The 15,935-nt window shown below is 64.3% G+C and carries 14 protein-coding genes and 1 tRNA gene; 9 read left to right on the forward strand and 6 right to left on the reverse strand.

The window, feature by feature from the left end; all coding sequences use genetic code 11:
• Positions 1 to 69: 69 nt before the first annotated feature.
• From GGD90_RS04110 to GGD90_RS04120, 3 genes are all read left to right on the forward strand, one after another.
• Positions 70 to 255, forward strand: a complete 186-nt coding sequence (locus tag GGD90_RS04110; RefSeq protein WP_153114538.1) for a hypothetical protein — start codon at positions 70 to 72, stop codon at positions 253 to 255.
• 435 nt (positions 256 to 690) lie between these two features.
• Positions 691 to 1,551, forward strand: a complete 861-nt coding sequence (locus GGD90_RS04115) for a toll/interleukin-1 receptor domain-containing protein (RefSeq protein WP_153114539.1) — start codon at positions 691 to 693, stop codon at positions 1,549 to 1,551.
• A 143-nt stretch (positions 1,552 to 1,694) separates the two neighbouring features.
• Complete coding sequence (locus GGD90_RS04120) at positions 1,695 to 2,174, forward strand: toll/interleukin-1 receptor domain-containing protein (RefSeq protein ID WP_153114540.1); 480 nt, start codon at positions 1,695 to 1,697, stop codon at positions 2,172 to 2,174.
• A 250-nt stretch (positions 2,175 to 2,424) separates the two neighbouring features.
• Here GGD90_RS04120 and GGD90_RS04125 read toward each other — a convergent pair.
• Positions 2,425 to 2,498 (reverse strand) — tRNA-Gly (locus GGD90_RS04125).
• 47 nt (positions 2,499 to 2,545) lie between these two features.
• Positions 2,546 to 3,088 (reverse strand): flavin reductase family protein, encoded by a 543-nt coding sequence (locus GGD90_RS04130; RefSeq protein ID WP_153114541.1) that lies wholly within the window; start codon positions 3,086 to 3,088, stop codon positions 2,546 to 2,548.
• A 121-nt stretch (positions 3,089 to 3,209) separates the two neighbouring features.
• Here GGD90_RS04130 and purT point away from each other — a divergent pair, with 121 nt between their 5' ends.
• Entirely contained in the window at positions 3,210 to 4,424 is a 1,215-nt protein-coding gene (gene purT, locus GGD90_RS04135; RefSeq protein WP_153114542.1) for a formate-dependent phosphoribosylglycinamide formyltransferase, read from the forward strand.
• Between the two features lie 107 nt (positions 4,425 to 4,531).
• Here purT and GGD90_RS04140 read toward each other — a convergent pair whose 3' ends face one another.
• Positions 4,532 to 5,152: a TetR family transcriptional regulator gene (locus GGD90_RS04140; RefSeq protein WP_153114543.1), complete on the reverse strand. Its 621-nt coding sequence runs from the start codon at positions 5,150 to 5,152 to the stop codon at positions 4,532 to 4,534.
• Between the two features lie 133 nt (positions 5,153 to 5,285).
• Here GGD90_RS04140 and GGD90_RS04145 point away from each other — a divergent pair, with 133 nt between their 5' ends.
• Genes GGD90_RS04145 through mutY form a run of 4 tightly spaced genes read left to right on the forward strand, consistent with a single transcriptional unit; the run spans position 5,286 to position 12,472 of the window.
• Complete coding sequence (locus tag GGD90_RS04145) at positions 5,286 to 6,578, forward strand: efflux RND transporter periplasmic adaptor subunit (protein WP_153114544.1); 1,293 nt, start codon at positions 5,286 to 5,288, stop codon at positions 6,576 to 6,578.
• Between the two features lie 17 nt (positions 6,579 to 6,595).
• Positions 6,596 to 9,727, forward strand: a complete 3,132-nt coding sequence (locus tag GGD90_RS04150) for an efflux RND transporter permease subunit (RefSeq protein WP_153114545.1) — start codon at positions 6,596 to 6,598, stop codon at positions 9,725 to 9,727.
• A complete protein-coding gene (locus GGD90_RS04155) occupies positions 9,724 to 11,271 on the forward strand; it encodes an efflux transporter outer membrane subunit (protein ID WP_228273581.1) in 1,548 nt (515 codons plus the stop codon). The genes GGD90_RS04150 and GGD90_RS04155 overlap by 4 nt, the downstream gene beginning before the upstream one ends.
• Complete coding sequence (gene mutY / locus GGD90_RS04160) at positions 11,258 to 12,472, forward strand: A/G-specific adenine glycosylase (RefSeq protein WP_153114546.1); 1,215 nt, start codon at positions 11,258 to 11,260, stop codon at positions 12,470 to 12,472. Before GGD90_RS04155 ends, mutY begins: the two co-directional genes overlap by 14 nt.
• Positions 12,473 to 12,500: 28 nt before the next feature.
• Here the strand turns inward: mutY and GGD90_RS04165 are convergent, their stop codons facing one another.
• The gene (locus GGD90_RS04165; protein WP_228273582.1) at positions 12,501 to 13,718 is read right to left on the reverse strand and encodes an MFS transporter; all 1,218 of its coding nucleotides are present in this window, start codon (positions 13,716 to 13,718) and stop codon (positions 12,501 to 12,503) included.
• A gap of 200 nt (positions 13,719 to 13,918) precedes the next feature.
• Here GGD90_RS04165 and GGD90_RS17975 point away from each other — a divergent pair, with 200 nt between their 5' ends.
• A complete protein-coding gene (locus GGD90_RS17975; protein ID WP_228273583.1) occupies positions 13,919 to 14,584 on the forward strand; it encodes a PEP-CTERM sorting domain-containing protein in 666 nt (221 codons plus the stop codon).
• Between the two features lie 115 nt (positions 14,585 to 14,699).
• Here GGD90_RS17975 and GGD90_RS04175 read toward each other — a convergent pair whose 3' ends face one another.
• Both GGD90_RS04175 and GGD90_RS04180 read right to left on the reverse strand, forming a co-directional pair.
• On the reverse strand, positions 14,700 to 15,344 hold the full coding sequence (locus tag GGD90_RS04175; protein WP_153114548.1) for a flavin prenyltransferase UbiX: 645 nt from the start codon (positions 15,342 to 15,344) through the stop codon (positions 14,700 to 14,702).
• Positions 15,337 to 15,915: a Gx transporter family protein gene (locus GGD90_RS04180; protein ID WP_153114549.1), complete on the reverse strand. Its 579-nt coding sequence runs from the start codon at positions 15,913 to 15,915 to the stop codon at positions 15,337 to 15,339. The genes GGD90_RS04175 and GGD90_RS04180 overlap by 8 nt, the downstream gene beginning before the upstream one ends.
• Positions 15,916 to 15,935: the final 20 nt, after the last annotated feature.

Below are 15,935 nucleotides of genomic sequence, written 5' to 3' on the forward strand. Positions count from 1 at the left end.
TGTGCACTCACAACAGTAGCTCAGTAGCCAGTTCAGCTTATATTTACGCCAGCCGGGAGCTTAGAGAGCATGAAAAAGTACAGAGTAACGATCAAATATGGCAACCCAGGCAAGGTGCCAAATTCAACCCAAAACATTACGGTAGAGGCGGAAGATGAAACCACTGCAAGGCTTATAGCTCCAAACAAGTTTAGGAGCAGCAACGCCGCATATATAAACAAAGAAGCAATGGTCGTAAAGATCGAAAAAATCTAGGCCGCCATGACGAATATTATAGAGGACCAACCCATCATTTCCGAACCTATCGCGGCAATCCGCTACAGTCCAGTGCGCCAAAAATCTCGGAAAGATCTCCATCTCCTCGATAGAAAGCTACTCACTTCAGCCTGTAGAGACTACGGTATCGCTATACAGAACCCACCCGGAGGCCTCCTTTGCCCGGACACTGGGCATAAGTAGACTTCCTGTACATTCTGGATCGAAGGGGCATATATCGCCAAGCTCATAGCAAGCCATCCCGAGCGCTATGAGGCAGCAAGCAGAGCACAGAAATAGTCTCGGCGCTATCGAAACCGAACCCATAGCTCAAGCCGACTACCGCAGGAACTGCCTCCGTGGGCAGCGTCGCTCAAATGTTAGCGGGCAATACCCGCCCTACAGCGCCTATACAAATGATTTTTTAGGAAAACCATGCAGATTTTCATTTCTTGGTCCGGCGAACGTAGTCGGCAAATCGGGGAGGCATTCCGGCACTGGTTGCCTGACGTCATTCAGTCTGTACGCCCCTACTTCACCCCCGATGACATTACCAAAGGCCAGCGCTGGGCCGCGGAGATCGCGGACAAGCTCCAAAATAGCCAGTTTGGCCTTTTCTGCATCACAAGCGAAAATCTTACTGCGCCATGGCTACTTTTCGAAGCCGGCGCGGTATCCAAAGACACCAAAACCGGGAAAGTTTTTCCTTTGTTGTTTGGCGTCGAGTCAGCGCAACTGTCTGGGCCATTGCTTCAGTTTCAGGCAACGCCTTACTCGCGCGAAGAGGTATTTAAGTTCTTAGGGGCGGTAAACACCGAGACAAGCCTCCCGCTTTCCGACATTCAACTGGAGCGCGCATTCGATCGATGCTGGCAAGAACTCGATGAAAAAGTCCAGGCAGTTCTTTCCTCAGATGCGCGAGAAGCAACTCGGAAACCCAGAAATATCGAGGAAATGATTGAAGAGACTCTAGGTATTGTGCGCACCCTCAGTTCAAATCAAGTTGGGCATTCTGAGGATGATTCGCTTAATCACTGGATCGTTTGCCTGCAGAGCACGATCGATTACACGGCCGATACCCTGAGAGTTTCCGAGGGCGCAGAACAATTTGCAGTCCTTGACCTACTCAGACGCACGCAGACTTACGCGAAGCTCGTATTCAATTTAGTCACTCCCAAGCTCAAGTCCAGCAGGGTCGGCACTAGCTACACGGTCCAAGCTAACAAAGTTCTCGCACAGCTTGAGAAGCGCATCGAGAAATTAGAATCCACGCTTGATGACGAAATTCCATTTTAACGGTTCGCTGCCTATCCAAACACAACCTAGCACTACAGTCCGAAAAAACACCCAACAAGCTACGCTTATTGGCCATCTCCGCGCTTCGTACCCCAACCGCTGCTCTCTCCCACGCCAGGCATCACAATTGGATTATTGCCTTCATGTTTAAAGTATTCATCAGCTACTCGACACACGACCTCAAAAATGTTTCGGAGTTGCAGCAATCCCTTTTCGGAACAGGTGTTGAAGTTTTTGTCGCTGAGCATTCTGTTATCGCAAGCCAGTCATTATCGGAAACGATTTCTTCCGCCATTGCAGCGTGTGACCTGTTTGTCCTTCTTTGGAGTGCCAACGCAAAAGCCTCGGAGTGGGTGCCTCAGGAAATCGGCAAAGCGCACTCACTTCACAAAGCAATTCTCCCACTTGTTCTCGATGATGGCTTATCCCTGCCCGGTTTCATTAGCGACTTGAAATATCTCCCCGTCTTCCGAGATCCTCAAGCCGCTATGGCGCAAGCTCAAGAGTTCATACTCAAACAGTTTCAAGCCAAACAAGCAGCAGCGCGCCAAAAGGAAGAAGAGAAAACTCGCAATTTGCTTGTCCTTGGAGGGCTTGCGCTTTGGTTATTCAGCCAAAAGTGATACCGAACCTATCATTCAACCCACTGCCGCCAAGGCCGCCAATTGCGACATTGATCGTACACATGCCACTGAAAGCCAAGAACGTCCGCTGATTCCAACGCGGCTGATAGCGGCTACATTTATGGTTTTCGGAGCCGCCCCTCCCGGACGAAAACCCGCGCTCCTGCCAGATATCGAGCAGAGAACAAAAAAGCCAACCCGAATCGGTTGGCTTTTTTGTCGCAGCTCAAAACGCTGCCTGAATTCGATGTGGAGCGGGTGAAGGGAATCGAACCCTCGTATGCAGCTTGGGAAGCTGCCGTTCTACCATTGAACTACACCCGCGTCGGCCGCCATTCTATGCGGCGGCCGGCAGCGCCACAAGCCGGCGCCTACGCGTCAGCGGCGAGTTCGCGGTAGCGACCGCCGTGAAAGATCAGCGGCGGCTTGGCTTCGCCGAGCGTGACGCGCTCGACGCGGCCGATGAAGATGAGGTGATCGCCGCCTTCATGGTGGATGTCGTTGGCGCACTCAAACCAGGCCAGGCAACCGGGGATCAGCGGCGCGCCGCCGAGGCCGGCGCAGGTTTCCAGATTGGCAAAGCGCTCGGCGTCGCGGCCGGCGAACAGGTTGGAAAGATCCATCTGGTCGGCGGCGAGGATGTTCACCGCGAAATGCGAGGCGGCAACAAGGTCGGCGTGGCGCGGCGAGTTGAGCGACAGGCTCCAGACGATCAGCGCCGGGTCGAGCGAGACCGAGTTGAAGGAATTGATCGTCAGACCGATCTTTTCGCCGCTCTGCGAAATCGCGGTGACGATGGCGATGCCGGTGGCAAAGGTACCGAGCGCGTTGCGCAACTGGCGTTGGTCGATGGCGGCGAGCGGCGTGGCGACATGCGCCGGCGCGGCGTCGGTTACGGGGGTCGGAGAGGTCATCGGGTGGTCCGGATGGGCTGGCGGCGCATGGTAAAATCGCGCCCTCAGTGAGGCTTCGGGAGTGATTGCAATGTCAGGGAATGGGTCAGCAACGGTAGGTGCGGCAGCGACAGGCGCCGGGGTGAAGATCGGCACTCCCCTCAGTGCGTCGGCAACGCGCGTGATGCTGCTCGGCGCCGGCGAACTCGGCAAGGAAGTGATTATCGCCTTGCAACGACTGGGTGTCGAGACGATCGCCGTGGACCGCTACGCCGATGCGCCCGGCATGCAGGTGGCGCACCGCGCGCATGTGGTGACGATGACCGACGGCGCCGCGCTGCGCGCGATCATCGAAGCTGAGCGCCCGCATCTGGTCGTTCCCGAGATCGAAGCCATCGCCACCGACATGCTGCAGGAGATAGAGCGCGAGGGCATCGCCGAAGTGATCCCGACGGCACGCGCAACGCGCCTGACGATGAACCGCGAAGGCATCCGCCGCCTTGCCGCCGAAGAACTCGGCCTGCCGACCTCGCCCTACGCCTTTGCCGACTCGCTCGATGCGCTGCGCGCGGCCATCGACGGCGGCGAAGGCCGTCCGGGTATCGGTTTCCCCTGTCTGGTCAAGCCGGTGATGTCCTCGTCGGGCAAGGGCCAGTCGCTGCTGCGCAGCGCCGACGACGTCGAGAAGGCGTGGAACTACGCGCAGCAGGGCGGCCGCGTTGCCGGCGGACGCATCATCGTCGAAGGCTTCATCGACTTCGACTACGAGATCACGCAGCTGACCGTGCGCGCCGTCGGCGCCTCGGGCGCCGTCGAAACCTTCTTCTGCGAGCCGCTCGGCCACGTGCAGGTTGCCGGCGATTACGTCGAATCCTGGCAGCCGCAGGCGATGAGCGCCGTGGCGCGGCAGCGCGCGCGCGACATCGCCGGCGCCGTGACCGCCAATCTCGGCGGCCGCGGCCTGTTCGGCGTCGAACTCTTCGTCAAGGGCGACATGGTGTGGTTCTCGGAAGTCAGCCCGCGCCCGCACGACACCGGGCTGGTCACGCTGGCGACGCAGCGCCTCTCCGAATTCGAACTGCACGCACGCGCCATCCTCGGCCTGCCGGTGGACGTGTCGCTGCGCGCGCCGGGCGCTTCGGCGGTGATCTACGGCGGCATGGAGGCCGAGGGAATCGCCTTCGCCGGACTCGCCGACGCGCTGGCGGTGCCCGACAGCGACCTGCGCCTCTTTGGCAAACCGGAGAGCTTCGTCAAGCGGCGCATGGGCGTCGCGCTGGCGACGGGCGCCGATACCGACGAAGCGCGTAGCCGCGCCAAGCTGGCCGCGAGCCGCGTTCGCCCGCTCGCCGGCTAGGCCGGGATTTCTGAATGCAGTGCCCGCAGGGGCGCTGCTCACGCTGGCGCGGAGGCTGAACTGACAGGGAAGTCGGCAGCCACGCGCGCGCCAGCCGGCCGCGCCGCTCAGCCCTTGCGGCGCAGCGCCATGTGCGCCGCCACCATGGCGGGAACTTCCGCCTTCAGCCCGTTCTCGAAGCCGACATCGAGCAACTGGTGGAGCAGGCCGGAAGAAAATGCCCAGGTGTCGCGCGCGACGGCAAACGGTTCGACGCCAGCGCGCAGGCTGCCGCATTCTGCAGCGCGCAGATACGCCCGCTCGATTTTCACCTGCAGGTCGGTCGAGGGTTTGAGCGCCTCGCTCTGCACTTCGGCGAACTCGTCGACGTACTCGCAGCGCAGCATCATGATTTCGAAAACCTGGCGCAGCGTCGGGCACTCGTCGAGAACTTTGAAAAAATCTGTAATCGACGCTTCGATCGCATCGAGCGGGTCGGTATAACGTTCGTCGTCGAGGATGGCGTGGCTGCGCGCCAGCAAGGGCGAGAAGACCTCCTCGCGCACGGCCAGAAACAGTTCGGCCTTGCCCTTGAAGTGCCAATAAACAGCACCACGCGTTACACCAGCGACACGCGCCACCGCTTCCAGCGACGTACGACTGACGCCACATTCATGAAACACCGCACGCGCAGCATCGACGATCTGTTGCCGGGTCAGACCGGCTTCTTCCTTGGTTTTACGCACCATACGACACTCCTTTCGACGACTTCCCGCCCGGCTCCGCCCGCTGAAAACCGCGCTCGCGGAAGGGGCTTCTCGTTCTTTACATACATGTATGTATGTATATAATACACCAAACCATTTTCTGCAAAGGTCTGCCATGACTTCCGGACAAACAACCCGGCACTCCGCCCCCTTCCGTCTGCTGGGCGCCGCCGCCCTTGTTTCTGCCGTGCTCGCCGGCTGCTCGGGTTCCAACGCGCCGGCCGGGCCACCGCCGGGAGCGATGGGACCGATGCCGGTCACCGTGCTCGAAGTGCAGCCGCAGACCATCCCGTCGTCGATCGAGGTGATGGCGCAGACCGAAGGCGCGCGCGAAACCGAAGTGCGCGCCCGCGTCGGCGGCATCATCGTCAAGCGCCTCTATCAGGAAGGAGCGACGGTCAAGGCCGGCCAGCCGCTGTTCCAGATCGACCGTGCCACTTACGAAATCGCGCTGGCCGAGGCGACCGCCAAGGCCGAGCAGAGCAGCCGCGAAATGAACCGGCTGAAAGGCCTGATCGCCGCCAAGGCAATCAGCCAGAAGGAATACGACGACGCAGTGTCGACCGACGCGCTGGCGCAGGCAGCGCTGCGCCAGGCGCAGCTGAACCTGTCGTGGACGACGGTAACGGCGCCGGTGGCCGGCACCACCGGCCGCGCGCTCAAGTCGGAAGGCAACCTGATCACCGTCGGCAGCGACAGCCTGCTCACCTCGATCTCGCAACTGAACCCGATCTGGGTCCGCTTCAGCCTCTCGGAGAGCGAAATCGCCAAGCTGCCCGGCGGCCGGCTGACGCCGTCGAGCATCAGCGGCGTCGAGCTGATCCTGCCGGACGGCTCGGTCTACCCGCAGAAGGGCAAGCTCAACTTCCTCGCCAGCACCATCGACACCACGCTCGGCACGCAGCAGTTGCGCGCCGAATTCCCCAACACCGACAGCCGTCTGCTGCCGGGCCAGTTTGTCCGCGCCCGCCTGCTCGCCGGCGATCGCGAAGGTGTTTTCCTCGTGCCGCAATCGGCGGTGATCCAGACCGAACAGGCGCGACTGGTGATGGTGGCGACGGCCGAAAACAAGGTGGCACCGCGGCCGGTGCAGGCCGGCGAATGGCGCGGCCGCGACTGGGTGATCCTCGGCGGCCTCAAGGCTGGCGACAAGGTGATCGTCGACAACCTGATGAAGCTGCGTCCGGACATGCCGGTCGCGCCGCACGCCCCCGGACAGCAACCCGGCGCCCCCGCTGCCGCAGCGAAGCCGGCCGAAGCGCCTGCAGGCGACGCCGCCAAGCCGGCTGCAGCGGCAGCAGAAGCTGCTGCGCCGGGCAAGCCGGCGGAGAAACCCGCCGCCGCGCCGGAAAATTCCGACAAGGCTGAGAAGGCCGCGAAACCCGCCGCTGCCGACGGCAAGGCGTAAAGAGGCCGCTTATGGCAATGTCCAAATTTTTCATCAGCCGACCGATCTTCTCGGCGGTCATCTCGATCGTCATCGTCATCGCCGGCCTCGTTGCCGCGCAGGTGCTGCCGATCGCCCAGTATCCGCAGATCGCACCGCCGACGGTGCTGATCACCGCCACCTACCCGGGCGCCTCGGCCGAAACGCTGGCGCGCACGGTGGCGGCGCCGATCGAGGAACAGCTGAACGGCGTCGAAGGCTTGTCCTACTTCACCTCGACCTCATCGGCCAACGGCGCGATGACCATCACCGCGACCTTCGAGGTCGGCACCAACGTCGACATGGCGTCGGTGAACGTGAACAACCGGGTGAAGGCCGCCGAACCGCGGCTGCCGGAAGAGGTGCGGCGCAACGGCGTGGTCGTGCAGAAGCGCTCGACCGACATCCTGCAAGTGATCGCCATGCAGTCGAAGGACGGCAAGTACGACCGCCTGTTCCTCTCCAACTACGCGAGCCTGAACGTCGTCGATGAACTGAAGCGCGTCAAGGGCGTCGCCGACGTGACCATCTTCGGCGCGCAGGACTACTCGATGCGTGTCTGGCTGAAGCCGCAGCGCATGGCGCAGCTGGGCATCACCACCAGCGACATCGCCACCGCCGTGCGCGCGCAGAACGCGCAGAACGCCGCCGGCAAGATCGGCCAGGAACCGGCGCCGGACGACCAGATGCTGGTGTACACGGTGACCGCCAAGGGTCGTCTGCTGACGCCCGAGCAGTTTGGCGACATCGTCATCCGCGCTGGCGGCCCGAACGGCGTGCTGCGTCTCAAGGACGTCGCCCGCGTCGAACTCGCCGCCTACAGCTACGACCAGAAGACCGCACTCGACGGTGGCCCCTCCGTCGGTCTCGGCGTGTTCCTGCAGACCGGCGCCAACGCGCTGGAAGTGGCGCGCACCGTCGATGCGCGCATGGAGCAGCTGAAGGAGAAGTTCCCCGAAGGCGTCGACTACCTGATCCCCTTCGACACCACGCGCTTCGTTTCGGCGTCGATCAAGGAAGTGGTCAAGACATTGGTCGAAGCGGCGCTGCTCGTGCTCGCCGTCGTCTTCATCTTCCTGCAGAGCTGGCGCGCCACGCTGATCCCGATGATCGTCGTGCCGATCGCCATGATCGGCTCGTTTGCCGGCCTGTGGATCTTCGGCTTCTCGATCAACACGCTGACCCTGTTCGCGATGGTGCTGGCCATCGGCATCGTCGTCGATGACGCGATCGTCATCCTCGAGAACGTCGAGCGACAGATGTCGGAAAACAAGCTGCCACCGTTCGAGGCGGCGGTCGAAGGCATGCGCGAGGTGTCGGGCGCGATCGTCGCCATCGTTCTCGTGCTCTGCGCGGTGTTCGTACCGGTGGCCTTCCTCGGCGGCATCGCCGGCAAGCTCTACCAGCAGTTCGCGGTAACCGTGGCGGTGGCGGTGGTGATTTCCGGCGTCGTCGCGCTGACGCTGACGCCGGCGCTGTGCGCGCTGCTGTTGAAGCCGACGCACGAAGAGGCGCCGATTTTCCGCCCTTTCAACCGCTTCTTCGACAAATTCACCAAGTCCTATCTCGGGCAGGTGAACCGCATCCTGCATCACCCCTTCATCGGCACCTCGGTGTTCGTCACGGTGATTGCGCTGGCCGTCGTGCTGTTCAAGGTGGTGCCGGGCAGCTTTGTTCCGGCCGAAGACCAGGGCTACGTGATTTCGGCGGTGATGCTGCCGGACGGCGCGACGCTCGGCCGTACCGCCGCCACCGGCGAACAGTTCCGCCAGGTGATCGCCAAGGACCCGGCGCTCGACCACGCGATTGTGGTCTCGGGCTTCGACCTGATCGGCGGCGGCAGCAAGACCAATTCGGGTACCGCGTTCATCATCCTCAAGGACTGGGACGAACGCGCTGTCGACGCGCCGACGACGGCGAAGAAGTTCATGGGCATCGGCATGGGCCTGCCCGACGGCATGGTGCTGACTTTCAACCCGCCACCGATTCTCGGCCTGGGTAGCGCCGGCGGTTTCGAGGTCTATGTGCAGAACCGTGTCGACGGCGACCCGCAGAAGCTCAACGAGGTGCTGCAGTCGTTCATCGCGGCGCTGAAGACGCACAAGGAATTCACGCAGATCAACACCTTCTTCCGGCCGACGGTGCCGCAGCTGTTCGTCGAAGTTGACGAACCGAAGGCCTTGTCGCTGGGGATTCCGCTGTCGAGCATCTACGAGACGCTGCAAAGCACGATGGGCGCGCTCTACGTGAACGACTTCAACAAGTCGGGCCGCGTATATCGCGTGCAGTTGCAGGCCGAGCCGGAATTCCGCACCCGGCCTGAGGATATCGGCAAGGTCTATGTGCGCAGCGCGACGACCAACGCGATGATCCCGCTGTCGGCCGTGAGCACGGTGAAGAACATCGTCGGACCGGAACAGCTCGAACGCTTCAACGGCTTTGTCGCCGCCAAGGTGATGGGCGACTCGGTTCCCGGCATCAGCTCGGGCGATGCGATCAAGATCGTCGACGAAGTCGCCAAGGCAACGCTGCCCGCCGGCTACGAGATCGCGTGGACCGGACAGGCCTATCAGGAAAAGAAGAGTTCGGGCTCGTCGGCGCCGGCGTTCATCTTCGGCATCATCATGGTCTTCCTGATCCTCGCCGCGCAGTATGAAAAATGGTCGCTGCCGCTGGCGGTGGTGATGGCCGTGCCGTTTGCCGTCGCCGGTGCGCTGGCGCTGGTCTTTGCGCGCGGCATGCCGAACGACATCTACTTCCAGATCGGTCTGGTGGTGCTGATCGGCCTTGCGGCGAAAAACGCGATCCTGATCGTCGAGTTCGCTGCGCAGAAACACGCCGAAGGCATGGCCGTCGCCGATGCGGCGCTGGAGGCGGCACGTCTGCGTTTCCGCCCGATCGTGATGACCTCGCTGGCCTTCGTTCTCGGCGTCGCGCCGCTCGCCTTCTCGTCGGGCGCCGGTGCGGCCGCGCGCAAGTCGATGGGTACCGGCGTTCTCGGCGGCATGCTGGCGGCGACCTTCATCGCACCGATCTTCATCCCGCTGTTCTTCAAGTGGCTGGAACGCGGCAAGGCGTCCAAGCATCTGGTGCATGCCAAGCCTGCCGCGCATTCGGAGGAGCAGCCATGATGGCCGCCCGCAAGTTGCAAGAAAGTTCGTCCCTGCTTGACGCCGCCGCTGCCCGCGTGGCGACCCCGGCCAAGCTCGTTGCCCGGCAGCGGCCGCTGCTGGCGGCGATGGCCGCGCTCGGCGTGCTCGGGCTCTCCGGTTGCGCCATCGGCCCGGATTTCGTCCGTCCCGCGTCGACGCTGCCCGGGCAATACGCCGTCAGCAGCGGCAGCGAAGCGGCTACCGAAACGACGACCGAAGCGGCGGCGATCGAGCCGGACTGGTGGAAGCAGTTCAAGGACCCGGTACTCGACGATCTGCTCGACAAGGCGCTGGTGCAGAACGCCGACCTGCGTATCGCCATTGCCCGCGTCGAGCAGGCCGAAGCGGCGGCGCGTGAAGCCGGCGGCGCGCTGCTGCCGCAGATCGACGCGCAGGCCAGCGGCAGCCGCGCCCGCTATAGCTCGATGAACGCGATTCCGCTCAGCGGCTCGACCCCCGTGCAACGCGACGCACGCAGCGCCGCGCTGACCACTTCCTACGAACTCGACGTCTGGGGCCGCGTCCGCCGCGGCTACGAGTCGGTGCGCGCCAGCGCGCTGGCCAGCCAGTATTCGCGCGACGCGATCCGCCTGTCGGTGGCCAGTCTGGTCACCAACAGCTACCTCGCGCTGCGCGCCTACGACGCGCAACTGGCGGTCGCCGACGAATCACTCGCCACCCGCAAGACGACGCTCGAGCTGATCAGGACGCGCGTCGATGCCGGACTCGTCTCGCCGCTCGACCAGCATCAGGCCGAAGGCAACCTCGCCGCCATCGCAGCGCAGACGGCCAGCCTGCGCCTGCAACGCGCGCAGACCGAGCACCAGCTGGCGCTGCTCGTCGGCGTCCCCGACCTGCACATCGCTCCCGGCGATCTGCGCCAGCTGCCGCTGCCGCCGCTGCCGCCGGCCGGTCTGCCCTCATCGCTGGTGCAGGCGCGGCCGGACGTGCGTCAGGCCGAGGAAAATCTGGTTTCCGCCAACGCCGGCATCGGCGTTGCCAAGGCCGGCTATTTCCCGAAATTCACGCTCACCGGCAGTCTCGGCAGCGAGAGCAAGACGCTGGAAAACCTGTTCTCCGCCGGCGCCGGCACCTGGGCACTGGGCCTCGGCGCGCTGATGCCGATCATCGATTTCGGCCGCACCTCGGCGCGCGTCGATCAGGCAACGGCGCAGCAGAAGCAGTCGCTCGTCGCCTACCAGAACACGCTGCAGACGGCGTTCAAGGAGGTCAAGGACGCGCTGGTCAGCGTGCGCGAGAACACTGCCGGCGAAGCCGCGCAGGCGGCGCGCGTCGAGGCGTCGGCAAAGGCGCTACAGATCGCGCAACTGCGCTACGACGCGGGCTACTCGGGTTATCTCGACCTGCTCGAAGCGCAGCGCAGCAACAACGATTCGCTGCAGTCGCTGATCAGCACGCGGCAGGCACGCCTGACGGCGGCGGTCGATCTGTTCAAGGCGCTGGGCGGCGGCTGGAAGGACGAGATCGCCCCGGACGGGCGGAAAGCGGATGCACCGCGCTGAGCGCGCGGGCCGGGACGAGGAAGCGTCAGCGCTGCCAGCAAGCGCCAGCGTTGACAGCCCGACAGACGGCGGTATCGCCCTGACAGCGGCTACGCGCGACTTCGCGCGCCGGGTGATCGACTGGCAAGGCGAATACGGCCGCCACGACCTGCCCTGGCAGCAGGCGGTGGGCGCAGCGCGCGACCCGTATCGCGTCTGGCTGTCGGAAATCATGCTGCAGCAGACGCAGGTGGCGACGGTGATTCCCTACTATCACCGTTTCCTCGCACGCTTTCCGACGCTGGCCGCGCTCGCCGCCGCGCCGCTCGGCGACGTCCTGGAAAACTGGGCCGGGCTCGGCTACTACGCCCGCGCCCGCAACCTGCACCGCTGCGCGCAGACACTCGTCGCCGACTACGACGGCGCCTTTCCGCGGGCAGCGGCGCGAATCGCCGAACTGCCGGGAATCGGCCGGTCGACCGCCGCCGCCATCGCTGCTTTCGGCTTCGGCGAACGCGCGGCGATCCTCGACGGCAACGTCAAACGCGTTTTCGCGCGCTGCTTCGGCATTGAAGGATTCACCGGCACGCCAGTCGTCGAAAAGCGCCTGTGGGCGCTCGCCGAGGCGCTGCTGCCGGCGAGCGGCGTCGAAGTGTACACGCAGGGCCTGATGGACCTCGGCGCCACCATCTGCACGCGCGGCGCGCCGCGCTGCGGCGACTGTCCGCTCGGCGCCGACTGCGTCGCCCGGCGCGATTACCGTCAGGACCAGCTGCCGACGCCGCGGCCGAAGAAAACCGTTCCCGAGCGGCAGACGACCTTGCTCATCCTCGACGACGGTAACAGCGTGCTGCTCGAGCGCCGTCCGCCTTCGGGCATCTGGGGCGGCCTGCTGGCGCCGCCGGAGTGCGCCGGTGAAGCGTCCGCAGATGAAATCGCCAGTGCCGCCGAATCGCTTGCCCGTCGCCACGGCTGCCGGCTGCTGGCGGTCGAGGCGCTGCCGCCGCTGACGCACAGCTTCACGCACTTCCGCCTGCACATCGCGCCGCAGCGCTGCCGCGTCGAACGCAACGCTACCCACGCCGCCGAAGCCGGCTGGGAGTGGGTGAGCTGGAACGACGCGGGTGCCGGCGACTCAGCAAGCGCCAGAGGATGCTCGACGGTGGCGACCGCCGCGCTGCCGGCACCGGTCCGTCTGCTGCTCAAGGCAGCAGCACCCTGAGACCGATGGGCGCAGCTGTCCGGACGGACTACGGGTTGGCCGGCTTGTCCTGAACCAGCTGGTCGCGCTGCGCCAGCGCCGGAAACAGGCGGAACCAGCCGGCGGCGATGAACACGGTGGCGACACCGCCAAGGACGACCGAGCCGACCGCTCCCAGCGCCGCTGCGGCCGCACCCGACTCGAACTCACCGAGCTGGTTCGAGGCACCGATGAAGATCGAATTGACCGCCGAGACGCGGCCACGGATCTCGTTGGGTGTGTCGATCTGCATCAGCGTCGAGCGGATGACGACGCTGATGTTGTCGGCAGCGCCGGTGATGGCCAGTGCCAGCAACGACAGCCAGAAGCTCTCGGACAGGCCGAAGACGATGGTCGCCACCCCGAACACCGCCACCGAGGCCAGCAGCACGTGGCCGGCGCGGCGATGGATCGGCCAGCGCAGGATGAGCAGCGACATCAGCAGCGCGCCGGCGGCTGGCGCTGCGCGCAGCAGGCCCAGCCCTTCCGGTCCGGTGTGCAGGATGTCGCGCGCGTAAATCGGCAGCAGTGCCGTCGCGCCGCCGAGCAGCACGGCAAAGAGGTCAAGCGAGGTCGCGCCGAGCAGCAGCTTGTTGTTCCAGACGAAAACCACGCCGGCGAGCATCGAACGCAGCGTTGCCGCCTCCTGCGCCGGCTGGTGGCGTTCGCGGATGAGCAGCGCCAGCACAAAAGCGAGCAGCAGCAGCGTGGTACAGACGGCATAGACATCGACCGCGCCGCGCACGTAGAGCAGGCCGCCGAGCGCCGGGCCGCCGATGACCGCCGCCTGCATACCCATCGCGCTCAGTGCGATCGCCCTTGCCAGCATGCTTTCGGGAACCAGCAAGGGAACGATCGCCTGTTGCGCCGGCATCTGGAAAGCGCGCGCGACACCGAGCACCACCGACACGCCGAGGATCACTTCGCGCGAGACGAAGCCGGCGAGCGTCGCCCACACCAGCAGCAGCGCCACACTGCCCTGACCGAGCATGGTCAGCGCGAACAGCGAACTGCGCCGCACGCGGTCGACCACCTGCCCGGCCGGCAGCGTCAGCAACAAGGCGGGAACAAACTGGAACAAGCCGACCAGCCCGAGATCCCAGGCGCTCTCGGTCAGTTCGTACATCTGCCAGGCAACGGCGACCATCAACATCTGGTTCGCCGTCGTGCCCGAAATCCGCGCCAACCAGAAACGCATGAAGCGGCGCTGGGCAAAGAGTTGTGACAAGGGAAGCGTCATTGACCGAGTTTAACAAACCCGGGCAGCTAGCCGGCCGGTGCGCGACAGCCAGGCGAGTGCATCCGCGGGGTGTCGGTATTTTTTACAGTTCTGCACTCGCGAATAGTCCGAAAAGCTCAATACCCTGTTCCGTCTATTTATTTTTCGACTGGCACAAAAACTGCTGATGCACTACCCGGAAACCGTTAGTGCAGGTTCTCGCTTCATCAACGGACAACAAAGAGGGAAAAATGAAAAGAATGACATCGCTGCTCGCGGGGGCGATCCTGATGACTGCGGCGAGCGCCTGGGCCGCACCAGTTGCCACCTACACGCACAACTACGGCAATGGCGCCGGCCAGGTCGATCCGGGTGGCAACGATGCGCTGTCGAATGGCTACGTTACGGTCAGTGACCAGTCGAGTTCGCGTTTTTACGATTCCTTCGATTTCAGCGCGCTCGCTGCGAACACCATCACCAGCTTCGACCTTACGCTGCGCTATTCCGGCACCAATGGCGCCTTCCTGAATCCCGAATTCTGGTTCACCCGCCCGGGCGGAACCCCCGATCAGTACTGGGCGTTCCCGCTGGCGTCGGTCGGCAGCACGCCGGGATCGGTCACGTTCAGGATCGATTCCAGTCTCAGCCCCGAATTCGGGCAGATGGTCGCCGCCAAGAACTTTTTCTTCTGGTTCGCCGAAGAAACCTGGTTTGCGGACAGCTTCAAGCTCTACAGCGCAAAGCTCGACGTCTACGGGCAGTTGAAGCCCACCCAGGACTCGACCGTTCCCGAACCCGCATCGCTCGCCCTGCTCGGCCTGGGCCTTGCCGGAATCGGAATTGCGCGGCGCCGGAAGCAGCAATCGGCCAGCTGATCAGTTTCAGCAGAAATGAGGACGGGGGCTGCGGCCCCCGTTTTCATTTATTTGCCGATTTCCTTGCCGCGAAACTTTGCAGCAAAAGGCCGGCCGGACGCGGGGTCCAAACCCCTCAGGCGGTCGGCGCGCGCGCGGCACCGCCATCGGCAGCATCGACCTCACCCCAGCGCCGCATCAGCGCATGCGGCACGCGCAACTGGTCGAGAATGCGCGCGACGACGAAATCGACGATCGCCTCGACGCTCTGCGGCCGGTGATAGAAGCCCGGGTTCGGCGGCAGGATGACGGCGCCGGCGCGCGACAGGCGCAGCATGTTTTCGAGGTGGATCGCCGACAAGGGCGTTTCGCGCGGCACCAGCACCAGCCTGCGCCCTTCCTTCAGGACGACGTCGGCGGCGCGTTCGATCAGGTTGTCGGCGAGGCCCTGCGCGATGGCGGCGAGCGTTCCCATCGAACACGGACAGACGACCATCGCATCAGGCGGGTTCGAGCCGCTGGCCACCGGCGCAAACCACTCCTCACGGCCGAAGACCGCGAGCGTTCCCGGCAGCGCCGCATAGCGCTCGCGCAGCGTGGCTTGCAGTTCGGCGGCGCGCGACGGCAGCTCCAGCCCCATCTCCTGCCGCGCGACAATCTGCGCTGCCTGCGAGTAAAGCAGCTGCACGCGACAGCCGGCGCCGAGCAGGCATTCGAGCAAGCGGATGCCGTAGGGCATGCCCGAAGCGCCGGTGAGGGCGAGGCAGACGGTTTCAGACATTAGCGGCTCCGGAATCGGCAGGCAGGGGATCAGCGGCGGGCGGCGGCGAGTCACCCGACGGCGACTCGGCGATCAGTCGCGCCGCGATCAGGCCGTTGATGATACCGAAGCCGAGCGCGGCGACGAAGAAGAACGGCGCCATGTAAAACAGGCCGTTATGCGGAATCAGCCACAGCCGCGCCAGCAGCAGCTGGCTGCCGATGTGCGCAAAGGCGGCAATGATGCTCCAGCTGACCGGACCGAACCAGCGCTGCGGCAAGCGACACGCGAAGGCGAGCACGAGCAGGCTGCCGACCGCGCCCGACAGGCTGAGGAAAAAGCCCGGTGACAGGAACTGGCCGAGCAGCAGACCGCCGGCGATGACGCGCAGGCCGCTGACCCATACCGCCGTCCGCCAGCCATAGCGCGCCAGCACGATCATGGTGACGATGTTGGCCAGCCCCGGCTTGATCCCCGGCAGCGGCAAGGGGATCGCCGCGTCGATCAGCGACAGCCCGACCGCCGCCGCCGCCAGCTGCGCGATGCGATGATCCTCGGGCGTCGTCGCCAGCGTCACCGTGCGCCGCGTCATGCGTCGCCCCAGGTCGCGAT

It is taken from the genome of Rhodocyclus tenuis (genome assembly GCF_014197755.1).
In the GTDB taxonomy this organism is placed as follows: Bacteria; Pseudomonadota; Gammaproteobacteria; order Burkholderiales; family Rhodocyclaceae; genus Rhodocyclus; species Rhodocyclus tenuis.